Source organism: Paenibacillus ihbetae, from assembly GCF_002741055.1.
GTDB lineage: Bacteria > Bacillota > Bacilli > Paenibacillales > Paenibacillaceae > Paenibacillus_AQ > Paenibacillus_AQ ihbetae.
This window is the reverse complement of record NZ_CP016809.1, coordinates 4,555,169-4,572,374: the sequence shown is the minus strand read 5'-3', so window position 1 is coordinate 4,572,374 and position 17,206 is coordinate 4,555,169. Positions and strand designations below refer to the sequence as shown.

Here is a 17,206-nt window from a genome sequence, read left to right as displayed (position 1 = left end):
TGTAAAAAGCCCCAAGTGGGGCCATATCGCCTATTCGTAAGGCTATTCCTTTTTCTGGATCAAGCTTCGAATCAAACGCAGCCGGTCGTCCTCGGCCAAATTGTACTGGACCTGGAAGCAACCGGGACACACGTAGACGTTCATGTCAAAAGGCGGCTTCAACACCGGTCCTTGCAGCAGGGAGGCGATTGCGGGCTGGAATCCCTCTTCCGTCACGCGCTGCGTGCCGGCATGGAGCATGTATTCCCGGCAATGGAAGCACTCCGGCACCTCCTCCTGCTCGTCCAGAACCGCTTCCACGGCCTCCTCAAATGCAAACAAATCATGATCCTCGCCGTATTTATCGACCGTTCGCAGCGAAGAGAGGTTCTCCGTATCGGATCCCCATATGCGCTGAAGCTCACGCTTCTCATCTTCGGAAATACCGAAGGACTCTTCGTCATGCTCCTCCAGATCCTCCTCCAGATCCTCCGGATCGGTTTCCTCATCCTCCCGGTCTATGGATATGCTGAGGGTCCGGTATCCTTTCAGCTCGTTGGAGCAGTGGGGACATGTATCCTCAGGACCGATCTCTTCGTCCCACACGATTTCACTTTGACACCATGGACATACCGTTGGCTCCATCTTTTCATTCATTCCTTTCCTAATTAAAACGGCCCGTGATAGGTCGGTTCATCTATTTTACTGCGACATCAAATAAACGATGCCCGCCACAAAGAAGATCAGGGCGGCCGCAAACAGCACCCGCGGCAAATATTTCATCGTACTTTTCCTCCCGTACTAGCAGCCCTACGTAATACTGGCGCCGATAATGTAAGATAAAGATACGGTGATCAGCAATACAATCAAGCCGACGGCGCGGTTATCCTTGCCGATTTCTTCATCAACGGAGAATACCGGTGTAAGAAACTCCAACAGCAAATACGCCGCCAACAGCAGTATAAACCCTAAGAACGACCATTTAATCATGCCGTAAATGGAGGTGTTGGCCGTAATGCTGTAGCGCATAACATTGCATATACCGAATACCTTGCCCCCCGTTGCCATGGCTGCGGCCACATTCCCCTTGCGTATTTCATCCCAGCAGTTGTACTTGGTCACGAGCTCAAAGCAATACAGGTACACGATCAGCGCCAAGATAGCCACCGAAAAATACCCGACAAGCACACCCAGTGGGTGGGTCAGCAAATGATCAATCGCTTCCATCATTCCCTATAGTTCCTCCCCGAACCTCGACGGGACTCTTAAGGCTTGTTGAAGCCAAGAATCCCGCCGGACTAATCCCTATGGTGTATTGTATACGTATGAAGGAGAAAACGGTTCCTGATTTTTGCTCTTCCTTATTTCAGCTCGGCAATCGTGACGCCCGTTCCGCCTTCACCGTAGTTGCCGAGGCGGTAGCTTTTGACATGCTTATGCTTGCGCAAATATTCCTGAATGCCTGTTCGCAATATCCCCGTACCTTTGCCATGAATGATGTAAATCTGGCCCAGATTGCCGAGGAACGCCTCGTCGATAAAGCGATCCACCTCGATTAACGCTTCCTCCAAATTTGCGCCGCGAAGATCAAGCTCATTGCGGATATTCGCATCACGCGTTCGCTTGAGCACCGTCGCATGCTGCTTCTGCACCTGTTTGGCGTTGGCAGCCGGATTGGACAGCAGTTCCAAATCGTCGAGCCCGACCTTCATCTTCATGATGCCAAGCTGCACGATCGCTTCCTTCGAACCTGCGAGCTCTACGACATGCCCCTTCTGGTTCAGGCTGTACACGCGGACCTCGTCGCCCGCTTCGATACTGCGCTGCTGCTTGCTCTGGCGCTGTGTTCCCGGCCTTTTGCCCTGCTGGGGCTCGGCTTCCTCCAGCCGCTTTCTGGCTGCGATCAGCTTATGCTCCTTCACCGAAGCCCCTTCCTCCTGTGCCAGCTTCCGCAGATCCGATATGATCTGTTCCGCCTCGGAACGAGCTTTATCGACAATCTGCTTCGCTTCCGCGCGCGCTTTATCCACCAGCTTATCCCGCTGGTCCTCCAATCGCTGGAGCTCCTCGCGATGTCGGGCGCGAAGCTCTTCCATTTCCTTCCGGACATGCTCCGCCTTCTCGCGCTCTATCTCGGCGGTATGACGATTCTCCTCAAGGGAGGCAATCATGTGCTCGACCCGCTGGTCCTCTTCCTTCACTTCACCCCGGGCAAATTCCAGAATGGAGCTTGGCAGTCCGAGCCGCTCCGCGATCGCAAAAGCGTTGCTTCGTCCCGGCACGCCGACGAGGAGCCTGTAGGTTGGGCTCAGCGTGTTAATGTCGAATTCCATGCTCGCGTTAATAATGCCCTTCCGCTCGTAAGCGTAGGCTTTAAGCTCGGAATAATGGGTCGTTGCGATCATGCGGCAGCCCATGGAATGGATATGCTCGAGGATCGCGATCGCCAGGGCGGAGCCCTCCGCCGGATCCGTGCCTGCACCTACCTCGTCCAGCAGTACAAGGCTTTTCGGCGTCATTTGGGTCAAAATGCGAATGATATTGGTCATATGGCTGGAGAAAGTACTCAGGCTCTGCTCAATGCTCTGCTCATCCCCGATATCGGCATAGATCGCATCGAATACGCACATTTGGCTGCCTTCCTCCGCCGGTATGAACAAACCGGACATCGCCATCAGATTGAGAAGCCCGATCGTTTTCAGCGTAACGGTCTTCCCCCCGGTGTTAGGACCGGTCACGATAATCGAAGTATACGAATTGCCCAGCTCGACATCAAGCGGCACGACCTGCTCCATCGGAATTAGCGGATGGCGGCCTTTCCGCAGCTTGATATATCCCCGGTCGTTCATTCGCGGCAGCGAAGCCTTCATGACATGCGCCAAGCGGGCTTTGGCAAAAATAAAGTCCAGCTGGCCGACCAGATCGACGTCAATCGCCAGCACATCGGCCTGCTCGCCGACTTGCGCTGTCAATTTTTGCAGGATGACTTCAATTTCCCGTTCTTCCCGAATCCGGGTTTCCCGAAGCTTGTTGTTCATGGCCACAATGGATTCCGGCTCGATAAACAGGGTCGCGCCGGAGCCGGATTGATCGTGGACAATGCCGCCAAAGTACGAACGGTACTCCGCCTTGACCGGAATGACAAAACGGTCGCCGCGGATCGTAATCAGCTGATCCTGTAGCATCTTCGCCACCGATTGGGAACGGATCATCGATTCCAGCTTCTCCCGGATCCGCACCTCGCCGTTTCGCAGCTCGCGCCGGATCTGGGCCAGCTCCGCGCTTGCCGTATCCAGCACTTCGGCCGAATCATCGATGCATGACCGGATCGCATCCTCCAGCGGCTTCTGCTCCGAGATCAGATCGCTCAAATGAAACAGGATGTCGACCGGCTCATCCTCATGGATGCCTGCGATGAAACGCTTAATGCGCCGCGAGCCTAAGATGGTGTTCGCCGTAGCCAGCAGCTCATGCGGATTCAGCGTCCCTCCGATCCGCGCCCGCTTCAATGCGTCACTAATATCCGTAACGCCGCTGAAGGAAGGCGATCCCTTCAGCCGATCGACGGTGTAGGCCTGGTCGGTCGCCGCGAGCAGATGCTTCACGTCCTCAAGCTCCGTTACGGGCCGAAGCTGCTCCGTTCTCTCGGCTCCCATCGAGGTCTGGGTAAAGTGGGACAATGTATTTAAAATTTTTCGATATTCCAACGTTTGCAAAATCTTGTCGTTCAAGAAGCTCACAACTCCTCTCAATCAATGCATATATTATAACGAAAGCCGTGGAAAATCGCCATGGAAACCAAAATCCTTCCACACATAACCGCAGGCTGTATTGAACAAAATAATTTCGCGTAACATTCTTAGTCCTATTTCTAAGGAGGCAAGTACCATGCAATTCCTCGGGCACGTCGTTCGATTTATCGTTGCCGCGCTTGTACTTATGGTCGTGGGATGGATTGTTCCTCAATTCACCGTCGGCGGATTCGGAAGTGCGCTCTTGCTTGCACTGGTTATCGCTCTGTTTGGCTGGGCGATTGAGGGGATCTTCGGCAAAAAGGTCACCCCGTTTGGACGCGGGATTGTAGGCTTTCTCGTGAGCGCACTTGTCATTTACCTTGCCCAATTTATTGTCGGAGGCGTCAGCGTGTCCGTATTGGGCGCTCTAATTGCCGCTCTGGTTATCGGGATTATCGATTTGTTCATCCCGATCTCCACACCGTTTGAAGCCGGCAAGAATCGCCGCAAGAATTCGTAACGCACCTGTGCTAACCGCTCCTTCTTCGACAGGACGGTCGGATTTTTCTGGAGCAAACCCCTGTTGCCATCAACAGGGGTTTGTTGTCCTGTTTCGGCTAATTTCTAGGCGCGGTGTTCACCAATTTTTCATAACAGCGATGTGCATGCCCTCTCTTTCTGCGCTATGATAACGATGATAGGTAAAGTTCACCAATATTTCATAGTCAGGAGAGATAATAGTGAAAAAAGCGATTGCACTGCTTATATCTTCTATGCTTCTGCTTGTACTGGCTGCATGCGGCGGAAATCAGAATGGATCCGCAGGAGATTCGGGCATTACCGATACAGGCGTAGCGCCGGAAGCTGAACTCGTGATCAAGGGAACGAACTTCAAGTTCGACCAAGAGGAATACCGTCTGAAGAAAGGGGTTCCCGTCAAAATTACGTACGAGAACGAGGAAGGCAATCACGGGGTTATGATCCCGGCTCTGGGCCTGCAGCTTGACCGCAAAAACAGTTCCACGGTCATCACGCCGGATGAAGCGGGCGAATTCGAAATATCCTGCTCCATTATGTGCGGGAGCGGCCATAGCGCGATGATCTCCAAGCTGATTGTTGAAGAATAAACACCAGCAAACAAAACCTCCGGATTGCTCCAGAGAGAACTTCCTCTCTTTGCAACCGGAGGTTTTTGCCGCTTGTAAGAATGGGATGATTCCGTGCCGGATCGGAATATGGAAGCAGACCCTCGGATTATCGCTGGTCCTGCTCGATCAGTTCAATCCATTCATTGTATTCGACTTGAAGCTTGGCGTACTCTTCCTTCAGCTTCTTATGTTCTTCTTCGAGCTGGGCGGTTTGCTCCGCCTTCAGCTCCTGTTCGGCCTGCAGCAGCCGGTATTGATGCATGATGACCTCATATTGCTCGCCCAGCTCGGCGTACTGCGCCTCGGCATCCTTCTTCTCGCTCTCCATCCGTTCGCAGGCTTCCTTCGCGGACGCGATTTCACGCTGCCAAGAAGTCAGCTCCTCTTCCAGCGCGTCCCGGGACTTCTTCCATTCGTCGCGTTCGGCATGAAGCCGCTCCGTCTCTTCCGCGAGCTGATCCCGCTCCGCCATCCATTGCTCGCATTGCTCCTGCCAGTGAGCCGCTCGTTCCTCTGCCTCTCTTAACCGCTTCGCCAGCTCTTGACTGTGCTCCTCGCTTGCATCAGCTTTACGGCGAAGCTCTTCCAGCTGGCCGGAAAGGGTATCGTATTCTTCCTCCAGCATCGCGTAGAGCTTATGCGTTTCTTCCTCGCGGGTCTCCGCTTCCTTGCCCAGCTTCTCAAGCTCGTCATACCGGTGCTGCAGCTCGAGCAATTCCTGCCGGGCCGCTTTCCGGTCGGCATTCGCGCGTTCGGCTTCATCCTTCAGTACGCCGATTTCATCATGGAGGCCTCTCAAGCCTTCCTCCAGGCTTTCGTTGCCTTCCATCAGCTCGACAATCCGCATCTCAAGCTCGCCGGTCTCCACTTTACGCTGATCGGCCAGCGTGCGCCACGACTGAAGCTCCTGGCTCAAGCGCTGCAGCTCCTCCTGATGCTTCCTCGAAGCCTGATTCGCATCCACGACGAGCTTCTGAAGGCGGCGCCGTTCCTCTTCCGACTTGGCGGATTCGGCTTTCAGGCTGTCCCGCTCCTCGGTCAGCTGCTGCAATTGGCTCCGAAGCTTCTGCAGCTCCTGCTCGGCGTTCTTGCCCTGCTGTCTGGCCTGAAGCAAATCCTCCTTCAGCTTCTGGGACTCGCCCTTGAGTGCGCCCAGCTCCTTCTCGGCGGCTGCCAGGCGCGACTGCAGCTGACTTCCCCGGCTTCGCTGATCCGACAGCTGCTTCTCCAGCTCCTGTACGGCGGCCGCATGCTGCCGGTCTTTCTGAAGCGCCTGCTGCTTGAAGGATTCCTCCTGCTTCTTGGCATGCTGGGCATGCTTCTCGGCTTCCTCTTTGGCGGATGCCTGATACTGCTGCTCGAGCTTCTCCAGCGCCTGCTTATGGCTTCCGTTCAATTGCTGCTGCTGGCTTTCATGACGCCGCTTCATTTCCTCCAGCGCCTGCTGGTGCCGCCGCTCCAGCTCTTCTCGCTGCTTCTTCAGCTGCTCTTCCAGCTGCTCCTTATCCCGCTGCAGCTCAGACACACGCGCAGACTCCTTCTGCAGCAGCTCCTTGGTCCGCTCGGATTCCGCCGCCAGGGTCTCTTTCGCGCTCCGGTATTCCTCGGCCAGCGCGGTCTGCTCGGCCAGCTTCCGCTCCATCAGCTCGCTCTGCTGACGATGCCTTTCCTGCTGCTCAATCTGCAGCCCCTGAACACGCGCCAGCTCGGAGCGCAGCTCGTTACGCTCCGTATTAAGCTGCTTGGCCTCATTCTGATAATGCTGCATTTGCAGCGCTTCTTCAGCCATATGTACGGCAGCAAGGACGGCAATGCGCGGGGTATCCAGCCGGTTGTGCGCCTTGGATATCGTGCGCATCCGTTCGTCCACATAGCTCGCGACCTGTTTCGTATAGTCGCTGCTGCTGCCGACAAGTTTATAGGAAGTCCCGTAGATGTCTACGGTGACGCTTTTACGATCCGGTGTTGTCACGGTTGTGCCCTCCTTCTATTATGTGTGCGTTCTATGATGTAATTGGCCTATCCCTCTTCCTTCATTATATATGAGATCACAAGTGCAGACGAATGGTAGAGACACAGACCGAAGCTTAATTTATGACAATAGCCGCTTGTGGTTATGCTTGTGGTTATCATTATCTACCGAACGGGCATCAGGATGCAACTCTTGCGCAAGGATGCCGCGAAGAACCGCTAATGATGCTTGATCCTGTACCTTGGATGGAAAGAATTCCGTCCAAACGGGCCTAGGCTCGATCACAAAAAGCCCGCATCGAATCTCTGATGTGTAAAGGATTCGATGCGGGCTTTCACAATTCCTGCTACTTTCTCAATTCTGCGCCAAAAGTTTGCTGAAGCGCGTTTACGGCTTTTTCGGTTACCTGGGCAACCTCTTCATCGGTCAATGTCCGATCCTGATGGCGGTACATGAGGGAAATCGCAACGCTCTTCTTGCCTTCGCCAAGCTTGCTTCCGGTGAAGACATCGAATACTTGAACCTGCTGAAGCAGCTCGCCGGCATTCTCACGAATGACCTGGATCAAGGAGCCTGCCTCCACCTCTTCATTCACCACGATGGCCAGATCACGCTCCATACCCGGGAATCTCGGCAAATCACGGTAAGCCACCCGGTCATTGGTCAGCTCATATAACGGAGCAAGCAATATTTCTGCAGCGTAGGTATCCTCCAGATCCAGCTCCTGCTGGAGCTTCGGATGGATTTGTCCCAGCACGCCCAGAAGCTGCTTGCTGCCTCCATGCTGGACGAATACCGATGCCGAGCGACCAGGATGGAAGCCGGCCGGCTGGTTCGCCTCATAGCTGACCTGATCCGCGGCAATGCCGAGATAATCCAGCACGGTCTCGATCGCGCCCTTCAGGTCGAAGAAATCCACCTTCGCCGGCTGCACATTCCACTGCTTCGCTCCTGTGCGGCCCGTCAGCAGCAGACCCAGCACCGGGCGTTCCTGCGGCTGCTTCGTCAGCACCTCTTCCTTCGTATGGAAAAGGTTGCCGATTTCGAACAATGCAAGATCCGGCTGCTTGCGGTTGAGGTTGTACGCGGCGATATCGAGCAGCTGCGGCAGCAGGCTGGTCCGGAGCACGCTGCGGTCCTCGCTCATCGGCATCGCCAGCTTCACCGCTTTGCCTTCTTGCTCCAATGCGGTAAACCGTTCCGCCTGCTTCGGATGAATGAAGGAGTACCCGAGCACCTCCTGGAAGCCGCCATGGGTCAGCAGCTTGCGGAGCGAGCGGCGGATCGCCTGCGCTTTCGTCAGGGAGCCCGGCGTCGTCGGCCCTTCGATCGGCGTCGTCGGAATGTTGTCGTAGCCGTACAAGCGTGCAACCTCTTCGATCAGATCCACATCCAGCGTAATGTCACCGCGGCGGGTCGGGACTTGAACGTCCACCAGCCCTTGACCGGCATCACCGCTTGCAAAATGAAGCCTGGAGAAGATCGTCTTCACCTCAAGCAGCGACAGATCGGTACCGAGGTAGCGGTTCAGCTTCTCGAGCGAGAGCGTGATCACCTTCGGCTCGGAGGCTGCAGAACCCGCTTCGGCAATGCCTTGGTACACCTTGCCGCCGGCATATTTCGCCATCAGGGATGCCGCGCGGTTCAATGCCGGAATAACCGCTGCAGGATCCACTTCCTTCTCGAAGCGCGAGCTGGCTTCGGAACGAAGTCCCAGTTGACGGGACGTCTTGCGGACGGTGCCGCCGTCAAATTTGGCCGATTCCAGGAAGATGTTCACGGTATTGTCCGTAACCTCGGAATCCAAGCCGCCCATAACGCCGGCCAGGGCTACCGGTTTGCCGCCAGACGCGATGATCAGCATATGCGGCGCAAGCGTACGCTCCTGGCCGTCAAGCGTCACCATCTTCTCGCCGTCTTCGGCCATGCGAACGTGCACGGCGCCGTTCTCCAGCCGGTCCGCATCAAACGCATGCAGCGGCTGCCCGTACTCCAGCATAACGTAGTTGGTAATGTCAACGATATTGTTGATCGGGCGAATCCCCGCCGCTATCAACCGGTTCTGCATCCACAACGGGGATGGAGCAATTGTAACTCCGCTTATATAGCGTGCCGCATAATGCGTGCACTGCTCCTCGGCGCCGATGGTCACAGCAATATGATCCGCTGCGCGCTCATGCACCTCTACCATGTCCTTCTGCGGATCTGGGAGGCTCAGCTCCCGTCCAAGGATCGCGCTTACCTCGTAGGCTGCCCCGAGCATGCTCAAGCAGTCGGAACGGTTCGGCGTAAGATCCAGCTCCATCACCTCATCGTTCAAGCCGAGCACATCGACGATCGGCTTACCGATTTCGGTATCCGTAGGCAGCACCAAAATCCCCTCCTGCAGCTCCTTCGGCAGCAGCTTATCGTTCATGCCCAGCTCCTTGGCCGAGCAGATCATCCCTTGGGACAGCACGCCCCGCAGCTTCGCTTTCTTAATGTCCAGGCCGCCCGGAAGCTTCGCGCCGACAAGAGCGACCGGCACTTTCTGTCCGGCGTCAACGTTCTTCGCCCCGCACACGATCTGCAGATCTTCCTCCTGCCCTGCATCCACTACACAGACGTTAAGCTTATCCGCGTCCGGATGCTTTTCCTTGCTCTTCACGTAGCCGACAACGACCTTGCTGATTCCCTGATTCCGTTTCTCGATGACGTCGATCTCAATGCCGGCTGACGTAATCCGACCGGCAAGCTCCTCTGTGCTGACGCCCTCGAGCGATATATAATCGGACAACCAATCCGTTGAAACTCTCATTGTATATTCACTTCCCTTATCTTGTTTAAGTTAGATCCGCGTAAACTGCTTCAAAAATGCCGTATCGTTGTTGAAGAAATGCCGGATGTCATCCACGCCGTATTTCAGCATGGCGATCCGCTCGACTCCCATGCCGAATGCAAAGCCGCTGTATTTTTCCGGATCATAGCCGCCCATCTCCAGCACTTTCGGATGAACCATGCCGCAGCCCAAAATTTCGAGCCAGCCGGTATGCTTGCACACGCGGCATCCGCTGCCGCCGCACTTCACGCAGGAGACATCCACTTCGGCGCTCGGCTCGGTGAACGGGAAGAAGCTTGGGCGCAGGCGAATCTGCGTATTTTCCCCGAACATTTCCTGTACGAATTGCAGCAGCGTTCCCTTAAGGTCGCTCATCCGGATATTCTCCCCGATGACCAGGCCTTCGATCTGGTGGAACTGGAACGAGTGGGTCGCGTCATCGTCGTCCCGGCGGAATACCCGGCCCGGGCAGATGATTTTGACCGGAACCTCCCCTTCCATCGCCAGCATCGTCCGCGCTTGCACCGGAGAAGTCTGGGTACGCATCAGCAAATCCTCCGTCAAATAGAAGGAATCCTGCATGTCGCGAGCCGGATGGTTCTTCGGCAAATTCAACGCCTCGAAGTTGAAATAATCGGTCTCCACTTCCGGTCCCTCGGCGACGCGGTAGCCCATTCCGATGAAAATGTCCTCGATATCCTGAATGACTTTGCTGAGCGGATGAATCGCGCCTTGCGCAAGCTTCCTTCCCGGAAGCGTAACATCCACCTTCTCCGCACGGAGCCGTTCTTCCGTCTCCTGCTGCAGGAACGCCTCCTGCTTGCTCACGATAACTTCCTCAATCGCCCCGCGGACATCGTTCGCCACCTGTCCGATTACCGGGCGCTCCTCGGCGCTCAACTGGCCCATGCCGCGTAAAATTTCGGTCAGTGCCCCTTTTTTGCCAAGGTATTTCACCCGCAGATCATTCAAGCGCTGCGGATCGCTCACGTCCTGCAGTTGTGCTAATGCTTCCTGCTTCAATGCTTCCAATTTCTCTTTCATTGCTGTTCGCACACCCCTTCATGAACTCGTATTTGCTTTCTTGCCTGCAAATAAAAAAGGCCTTTTCTCCCGAAAAGGGACGAAAAGACCGTGGTACCACCCTTGTTAGCATACCAGCTTCTTGAGAATGCGGCGTGCAAACACCGGCATTCCCTGATATAAGCAGACATATGCTCACTTGACCGACGTAACGAATCGGACCCGTTATCCCCTACTGTACGGCATTGTGCCGTGTTCAGGGAACTGCTCCGGAGCGAACTTCACCAGCCTGATTCCATAGAGACGCTCTCAATCTGCGGCATCTCTTCCCTGTACGGAGGCACTGACTACTCTTCTCCATCCATGCATTTAAACGCTATGGCAAATATAAATTTATAGGGTATATTATATGCAACCTTTCGACATATGGCAAGCTGCATTTACCCGAAATGCCTTATACTAGAAGGTTTGCCCGTACCGATTCGCGCTTATTCACCTTGCAGCCGGGCAAGCTCCTTCCGGAGCGTCCGGATTTCGGCGAGCCAATCCTCATCCTGCTCTGCTCCACCCTCCCCGGCCGAGAGTCCAAGCAGCTCTTGAATCCGGTACTCCAGCTCCATCCTGCGGTTCTCCTTGTCGGTATCTCCCCTGATCACCCCGACACGGGCCATTTGCTCCTCTTCCTCTGCGACGCTGCCCTCGAACCAGACCGGCGTGCCGCCTGGCTTCAGGGTCAGAAGCCGGTTGGCGACTTTGCGAACCAGGTACCTGTCATGCGATACGAGCGCTATTGCTCCCGGAAAGCGGACAAGAACCTCCTCAATCACCTCGCGCGTATCCACATCCAGATAGTTGGACGGTTCATCGAGCACCAGAAGATGGGCCCCGCTAAAATACAGCTTCAGGAAGGCCGTGCGGCATTTCTCCCCCATGCTGAGCTGGCCGATCCGTTTGAAGACGTCATCCCGGCGGAACAGGAAGCATCCGAGCAGCGTTCGGGCATGGCTCTGCGTCATTCCAGGAATGGCAAGCAGACTGTCCAGCAAGGTCATGTCATCCTCCAGCCCTTCGAGCTGCTGGGAGAAATACCCGATTTTGACGGCCGGATGCCAGGCAACGGTCCCTTCCGTCGGCGTAATTTCGCCTAGCAGAAGCTTAAGCAGCGTCGTTTTTCCGCTTCCGTTCGGCCCCCGGACCGCGAGACGGTCCCCGCGGTTCAGTTGAAAGCTGAAACGGTCAAACAGCAGACGGTCTCCGAATCCGAAGCTCATCTCCTTGACGCGCAGCAGCGTTTTGGCACCAATGGCCTCCGCATCCAGCTCCATTTTCAGCTTCGGATCGCTCCGCGGTTTATCCACACGCTCCGCTTCCAGCCTTTCGAGCGCCTTCTCCTTGGCATGGTATCTCGAAATGTTCTTCTTGGCTTTCGCCTTATAGTAGCTGGCCGTGATTCGAACATCTCCATCCCCTGCCGAATTATGCGCTTTATGGAACCATTCCTCATATCGGCGAATCGATTCTTCAAGCGCTTTGCGGGCCAACTCCTGCTTGCGGTAGAGGGTTTCCTGCTCACGGAGCTCACGCTCTTTCTCCCTCCGGTAATCGGTGTATCCCCCACGGTACCTCCGCAGCTCGTTGGCGGACAACTCGCACACTGAGGTGGCAACGCGATCGATGAATTCCCTGTCATGGGATACGAACAGTACGGTCCCTTTATACACGGAGACAAGCCACTGCTCGAGCCAGACCAGGCTCTCACTGTCCAGATGATTGGTCGGCTCATCCAGAAGCAAAAATTGAGGATTCCGTACGAGCAGTGCGGCCAGCATCACCTTCGTCTTTTGTCCGCCGCTCAGTCCTTTATAGGGAACTGGCCAGACCTCCGACCCGATGCCGAGCATCGTCATGGCCTTCTCGACTTCAGTCTCCCACTGGAAGCCTCCACCGGACTCATAGCGCTCTAACAGATTCCCGTACTGCTCAACCAGCCGATCCATAGCATCAGCATCACTTGCCTGCATCTGCTTCTCTATAGCGGCAAGCTGCTGCTTAAGCTCCCAAAGGGACGATTCGCTGCGGCTGCGAACCATTTCGAGCGCCGTCATCTCGGATTCGTCAGGCTCATCCTGCTGCCGCATCCAGCCCCATCGTTCCCTTGGCAGTACCGCCTCGACCGTTCCGTTCGTCGGCTGGCGCTCTCCTGCCAGGATCGACAACAGCGTGGATTTCCCCATTCCGTTTCGTCCATACAGGGCGATGCGCTCTCCCTCGGCCACCTCCAGGTGGATCCCCTCGAACAGCGGCTTTCCTTGCAGCTCCATTCCTATATCCTTAGCCTTTAAGATCATTGTCATATAACCTCATCCTCCCTGAAAAATCCATTAAAAAAACCGCAGGCCATGGCCTACGGCGGATCATCGAAGAAAGAGATGCGGATGTGTTTATGAAATGAACGGCATGATACGACAGCTCCCTGGCTACAGCGCACGCGCTGTTCCTTCCAACATACAGCGGTTCTGTTCGGATGCCGAACATCCCAAAACGAAGCCCGCCGATCATGGGTGGGAATTGCTGATCAAGCCGGATTGAAGTTCCCTTTGTATAGAAAATTAAAAAAGGCACCTCGAATCCCATTTTTCAGACACACCAAATCTCTTCTCCAGCACCGTAGAGAAACGCCTGCAACATCATTGCAGTTGTCAGAGAAAAGGGTATCTTACTTCATCGGACTATGGTTACCTCGCATTCCTGTAATTGATTTCACCGACATTGTAACAAATCTGGTTGTCAATGGCAAGCGGAAAATCAACAAGAGGTCGATCACTGTTCATGACATATCATGACACAAAAAAGCCCTTGATGCTCAAGGGTTCTTGTCTGCTCATTATGGAGCGGGTGATGGGAATCGAACCCACGCTACCAGCTTGGAAGGCTGGAGTTCTACCATTGAACTACACCCGCATATCAACCCACAAAAGCGGCGCTATGCTTCAGAGCATATTCGATCACTTTTGCAGGGCCTATTTCGTAAGCCAATCGGGACGACACGATTTGAACATGCGACCCCCTGGTCCCAAACCAGGTGCTCTACCAAGCTGAGCTACGTCCCGATAATTCAGTAACTGTCGTGAAGACAAAAATAAATATACCATGCCGTATTCATAATTTCAACATGTATTTTATGGAAATCGTCATTTGGGAAAATAAACAGGCAGCAGTGTCCCTACTGGGTCCTTGGCTGCCGCCTGATCCATCCAATAACCGCCGAATGTTAGCGCGATTGTTATTTCTTTTTGTCGAATGTCACTTCCGGTGTCGTCAGCTTATCGTAAAAATCTACAACTTTATCCTTGTCCTCCGATGCTCGAAGCGCCATGGCCGACCGCGGATGTTCGTCCAGCGTACCGGTGATCATGTAAGGAATGATGTAGCCCCACTCCTCTTTCTCCCGCAGCGGGATCATGAAGCGCTCAATGATATCCAGAACCGGGCGAAGCTCGTACTTGGTACCTTTCAAATGGGTGACGAGCAGCTCAGTCGGGCAGTTGCCCGCGGCCCGTCCCATTCCGTACACGGACGCATCCAGCAGCTCCACGCCCAGATCCGCTGCAACGAGTGTATTCGAGAACGCAAGCTGCATGTTGTTATGGGTATGGACGCCAAGGCGCTTATTCGGCAGATGCGTTTTAAATTTATTGACGAGGTATTCGATATCCTTATGATCCAGGCTTCCATAGGAGTCCACGATGTATACGACATCGACGACGCTTTCCTTGATCAGCTCAAAAGCCTCCAGCAGTTCATTCTCCATTACGTTGGAGAGCGCCATAATGTTAAGGGTAGTCTCGTAGCCCCGATCATGGAAGGTTTGTACGAGCGCAAGCGCCTTATCCACATCTTTGATATAGCAGGCTACCCGGATCAGATCCAGCAGGCTTTCCTCTCGCGGCAAAATATCATCCTCATCCACACGACCGATATCGACGAGAGCGGAGAGCTTGGTTTTGCCTTTATGGGGGATGACTTCCTTCAGAAAATCATCATCCAGGAAGCGCCATGGACCAGCCTGATCTGCGCCCTTCAGCAGCTTTGGCGAATTTTTATAACCGATTTCCATATAGTCCACGCCAGCCTCGTTCAGGCCCGCATATAATTGCTGTACAAATTCGACGCTAAAATCCCAGTTATTCACCAATCCGCCGTCACGAATGGTGCAGTCCACAATCTTTGTCTGACTACTCTTGATCATTCTAAGCTAAACTCCTCTCGGCAAGTTTCTCTTCATCATACTTGAATCCAATGAGAAATGTAAAGAAGAAAGTCCCTCTATATATAAGAAAGCTTTTTACTTGCACAAAAGAAAAAGACCATTCCATCGGAACAGCCGCTTTCTGCTTATGGAGCTGGGCTCCGATTGGTTTATATCCTTACGTTTGGTGCATTTGGGCCCTCAGCCGCCTCCAGCTTCGGAAATGTGATCACGAACTCGGTTCCTTCGCCGATCTCGCTGTCCACCGCAATCGAGCCGCCATGGTTGCGGATGATGCTGTAGCTGACGGACAGCCCTAACCCTGTACCGCTCTCCTTCGTCGTGAAAAACGGATTGAACAGATGGTTCAGCGTATTCTGATCCATCCCGGCCCCGTTATCCGAAATGCAGATGCTAATGTTCTTACCGTTGTCACGGGCTGAAATATCAATGATACCGGTAAAGTTCTCGACATGCTGTTCATTGATCGCATCGAGGGCGTTTTTGATAATGTTGAGGATCACCTGTTTAATCTGCTTTACATCGACAGATATAAAGGCTGGCGGCATCTCTTCCGTATGTAGGTTGATTTGGCATCCCTTCATCAGCGCCTCGCTCTCGGTAAGAAGCACGACTTCCTTGAGCAGCGAGGATACGGCTACCACCTTGGTTTCCGGAGCGGAAGGCTTGGAGGAATTCAGAAATTCATATATAATATCATTTGCCCGATCGATCTCCGTCAGTATTATCCGGGCGTATTCTTCCTTGCCGAGGTTCACCAAATGGGGGCGAAGCAGTTGGATAAAGCCCCGGATCGAGGTCAGCGGATTGCGTATTTCGTGGGCGATGGAGGCGGAGATCTTCCCGAGCATGGCAAGCTTGTCGTTCTGATAGGCTGTCTGCTCAATTCGCTTGAAATCCGAAACATCCTTGACGCTGATCAAAAAATCCCCTTCCATCTGATCCCCATAGGTCATCGTAATAAGCCATGATCGACCATACTCGTCCACGAGCTCATGGTAACGTTTACGGTGAAAAACCGTCTCCCGAAAAATGCGGAGGATTTTCTTCTTTTTAAATCTGGACAGCTGTTTATGACGCAGCAGCTGGGTTAATGTGCAACCGGTTAGCGATTTGCGGGGTACGCCAAGCAATTTTGCCATTTGAACATTGACAAAAGCAAGTACACCCTCACTATCAAAGAGGATGATCCCGCTGTCGAGATTCTCCAGTATGTTCTCATACTTGTTCCTAATTAGCTGGCTCGAATGAAATGACCGAATTGCTTGCAGCTCAGATTCACGGATTTGACTCAACAAGATGGCTCCCCCTTTTCATGAAAAGTTGAACTCACCAAACCGACAATCAATTGTTGCAAAAAAACAGTTTGTCCGTCTTTGAATCATTAGCAGCCTGAATCTGCTTCCTTTCATGATAGTCATCATGGGAAACAAACGTCAATCAGAAATCCTGTCGAAAAATGGATATCTTCATAAAAATACCAATATTCCGACTAAAGACATGCCTCTTATGTATGATTAACCCTGCTTCAAACAACAATAAGAGGCTTATACCCATTTTTCTCTCATTTGAAACATCTTAAAATCCACCAAAAATAAAAAGCCCCGAAGAACGAGGCTTACACAGGTCACTGATTACGGCTGCTTCTGTAGGCGGAGTCTTCGCTGGCTCATGACAGCCAGTCGCCGTTTCAGTTCACCCTGCCACTTTTCGTCCTGCATCCATTTCGCAACGGCGAGGAGATCCAGTGAAATATCGATCTGGCTTTGAACAACGGTAAGAGGATCCTCCGATTCCCGGTTGACCACATTTTCAAAAATCGCATCTTCATCTTCCATCACATAATCCTGAAAATCCACTTGGGAGGCACCGTCCCCGTGAGCATATTCGGCAAGGATCTCATATTCGTTCTCAACGCGATGATGTACTTCAACGCGATGGCAGACCGGACACAGCAGCAGGGGAACATTATGTACTTGAGTGCGATAATGCTTAAGTGTACCCTTTGTACCCATCATACTAGCCCCACAGCAAAAACTCATACCGTTCACCCTCCTCCATCAATTCTCCACCGTTTCCCATAGTGTATTCGCTTTCATGCCCTCTAATTCCTTCAACTCTCGGTGGCTTCATAAAATTTGGGCCTATATACCTAAACGGTTACGAAAAGTCTAGTTTTCCCTATTATATATCAACGAAATATCGGTTGTCTAAACACCAGTGTTCCCTGTTTCCGGCTTGAGCACTCTGTCAAAAAAACCC

At 53.5% G+C, this 17,206-nt stretch carries 12 protein-coding genes, 2 tRNA genes and 1 other annotated feature; of the genes, 2 read left to right on the top strand and 12 right to left on the bottom strand.

Going from position 1 to position 17,206, the window contains the following annotated elements; translation table 11 throughout:
- Window positions 1-42 precede the first annotated feature (42 nt).
- The 3 genes from BBD41_RS20525 to BBD41_RS20515 all read right to left on the bottom strand — a co-directional run bounded on the left by BBD41_RS20525 (window position 43) and on the right by BBD41_RS20515 (window position 3,710).
- On the bottom strand, window positions 43-624 hold the full coding sequence (locus BBD41_RS20525; protein WP_099480715.1) for a hypothetical protein: 582 nt from the start codon (window positions 622-624) through the stop codon (window positions 43-45).
- Between the two features lie 165 nt (window positions 625-789).
- On the bottom strand, window positions 790-1,209 hold the full coding sequence (locus tag BBD41_RS20520; RefSeq protein WP_007127260.1) for a DUF350 domain-containing protein: 420 nt from the start codon (window positions 1,207-1,209) through the stop codon (window positions 790-792).
- Between the two features lie 131 nt (window positions 1,210-1,340).
- Complete coding sequence (locus tag BBD41_RS20515; protein ID WP_099478579.1) at window positions 1,341-3,710, bottom strand: endonuclease MutS2; 2,370 nt, start codon at window positions 3,708-3,710, stop codon at window positions 1,341-1,343.
- A gap of 157 nt (window positions 3,711-3,867) precedes the next feature.
- On the opposite strand from BBD41_RS20515, the gene BBD41_RS20510 reads away from it, so the two are divergent.
- Window positions 3,868-4,233 (top strand): phage holin family protein, encoded by a 366-nt coding sequence (locus BBD41_RS20510; protein ID WP_099478578.1) that lies wholly within the window; start codon window positions 3,868-3,870, stop codon window positions 4,231-4,233.
- Window positions 4,234-4,453: 220 nt separating this feature from the next.
- A complete protein-coding gene (locus BBD41_RS20505) occupies window positions 4,454-4,840 on the top strand; it encodes a cupredoxin domain-containing protein (RefSeq protein ID WP_077567863.1) in 387 nt (128 codons plus the stop codon).
- A gap of 127 nt (window positions 4,841-4,967) precedes the next feature.
- Here the strand turns inward: BBD41_RS20505 and BBD41_RS20500 are convergent, their stop codons facing one another.
- From BBD41_RS20500 to BBD41_RS20460, 9 genes are all read right to left on the bottom strand, one after another.
- Complete coding sequence (locus BBD41_RS20500; RefSeq protein ID WP_077567864.1) at window positions 4,968-6,833, bottom strand: cell division protein ZapA; 1,866 nt, start codon at window positions 6,831-6,833, stop codon at window positions 4,968-4,970.
- Between the two features lie 346 nt (window positions 6,834-7,179).
- The gene (gene pheT / locus BBD41_RS20495) at window positions 7,180-9,630 is read right to left on the bottom strand and encodes a phenylalanine--tRNA ligase subunit beta (RefSeq protein WP_099478577.1); all 2,451 of its coding nucleotides are present in this window, start codon (window positions 9,628-9,630) and stop codon (window positions 7,180-7,182) included.
- A 30-nt stretch (window positions 9,631-9,660) separates the two neighbouring features.
- The gene (gene pheS / locus BBD41_RS20490; RefSeq protein WP_099478576.1) at window positions 9,661-10,695 is read right to left on the bottom strand and encodes a phenylalanine--tRNA ligase subunit alpha; all 1,035 of its coding nucleotides are present in this window, start codon (window positions 10,693-10,695) and stop codon (window positions 9,661-9,663) included.
- Between the two features lie 72 nt (window positions 10,696-10,767).
- Window positions 10,768-11,047: a binding site (T-box leader), on the bottom strand.
- 115 nt (window positions 11,048-11,162) lie between these two features.
- On the bottom strand, window positions 11,163-13,028 hold the full coding sequence (gene abc-f / locus BBD41_RS20485; protein WP_099478575.1) for a ribosomal protection-like ABC-F family protein: 1,866 nt from the start codon (window positions 13,026-13,028) through the stop codon (window positions 11,163-11,165).
- 533 nt (window positions 13,029-13,561) lie between these two features.
- Window positions 13,562-13,635 (bottom strand) — tRNA-Gly (locus tag BBD41_RS20480).
- 75 nt (window positions 13,636-13,710) lie between these two features.
- Window positions 13,711-13,784, bottom strand: a tRNA-Pro gene (locus tag BBD41_RS20475).
- Window positions 13,785-13,957: 173 nt separating this feature from the next.
- Window positions 13,958-14,923: an aldolase catalytic domain-containing protein gene (locus BBD41_RS20470; RefSeq protein WP_007127252.1), complete on the bottom strand. Its 966-nt coding sequence runs from the start codon at window positions 14,921-14,923 to the stop codon at window positions 13,958-13,960.
- A gap of 170 nt (window positions 14,924-15,093) precedes the next feature.
- A complete protein-coding gene (locus BBD41_RS20465) occupies window positions 15,094-16,242 on the bottom strand; it encodes an ATP-binding protein (protein ID WP_077567867.1) in 1,149 nt (382 codons plus the stop codon).
- Window positions 16,243-16,578: 336 nt separating this feature from the next.
- A complete protein-coding gene (locus tag BBD41_RS20460; protein ID WP_077567868.1) occupies window positions 16,579-16,986 on the bottom strand; it encodes a hypothetical protein in 408 nt (135 codons plus the stop codon).
- Window positions 16,987-17,206 lie beyond the last annotated feature (220 nt).

What these genes read in the sequence shown, in the direction of transcription:
- BBD41_RS20525 (WP_099480715.1), bottom strand. Translation starts at nt 624, where the DNA reads ATGGAGCCAACGGTATGTCCATGGTGTCAAAGTGAAATCGTGTGGGAC.
- BBD41_RS20520 (WP_007127260.1), bottom strand. Translation starts at nt 1,209, where the DNA reads ATGATGGAAGCGATTGATCATTTGCTGACCCACCCACTGGGTGTGCTT.
- BBD41_RS20510 (WP_099478578.1), top strand. Translation starts at nt 3,868, where the DNA reads ATGCAATTCCTCGGGCACGTCGTTCGATTTATCGTTGCCGCGCTTGTA.
- pheT (WP_099478577.1), bottom strand. Translation starts at nt 9,630, where the DNA reads ATGAGAGTTTCAACGGATTGGTTGTCCGATTATATATCGCTCGAGGGC.
- pheS (WP_099478576.1), bottom strand. Translation starts at nt 10,695, where the DNA reads ATGAAAGAGAAATTGGAAGCATTGAAGCAGGAAGCATTAGCACAACTG.
- abc-f (WP_099478575.1), bottom strand. Translation starts at nt 13,028, where the DNA reads ATGACAATGATCTTAAAGGCTAAGGATATAGGAATGGAGCTGCAAGGA.
- BBD41_RS20470 (WP_007127252.1), bottom strand. Translation starts at nt 14,923, where the DNA reads ATGATCAAGAGTAGTCAGACAAAGATTGTGGACTGCACCATTCGTGAC.
- BBD41_RS20460 (WP_077567868.1), bottom strand. Translation starts at nt 16,986, where the DNA reads ATGAGTTTTTGCTGTGGGGCTAGTATGATGGGTACAAAGGGTACACTT.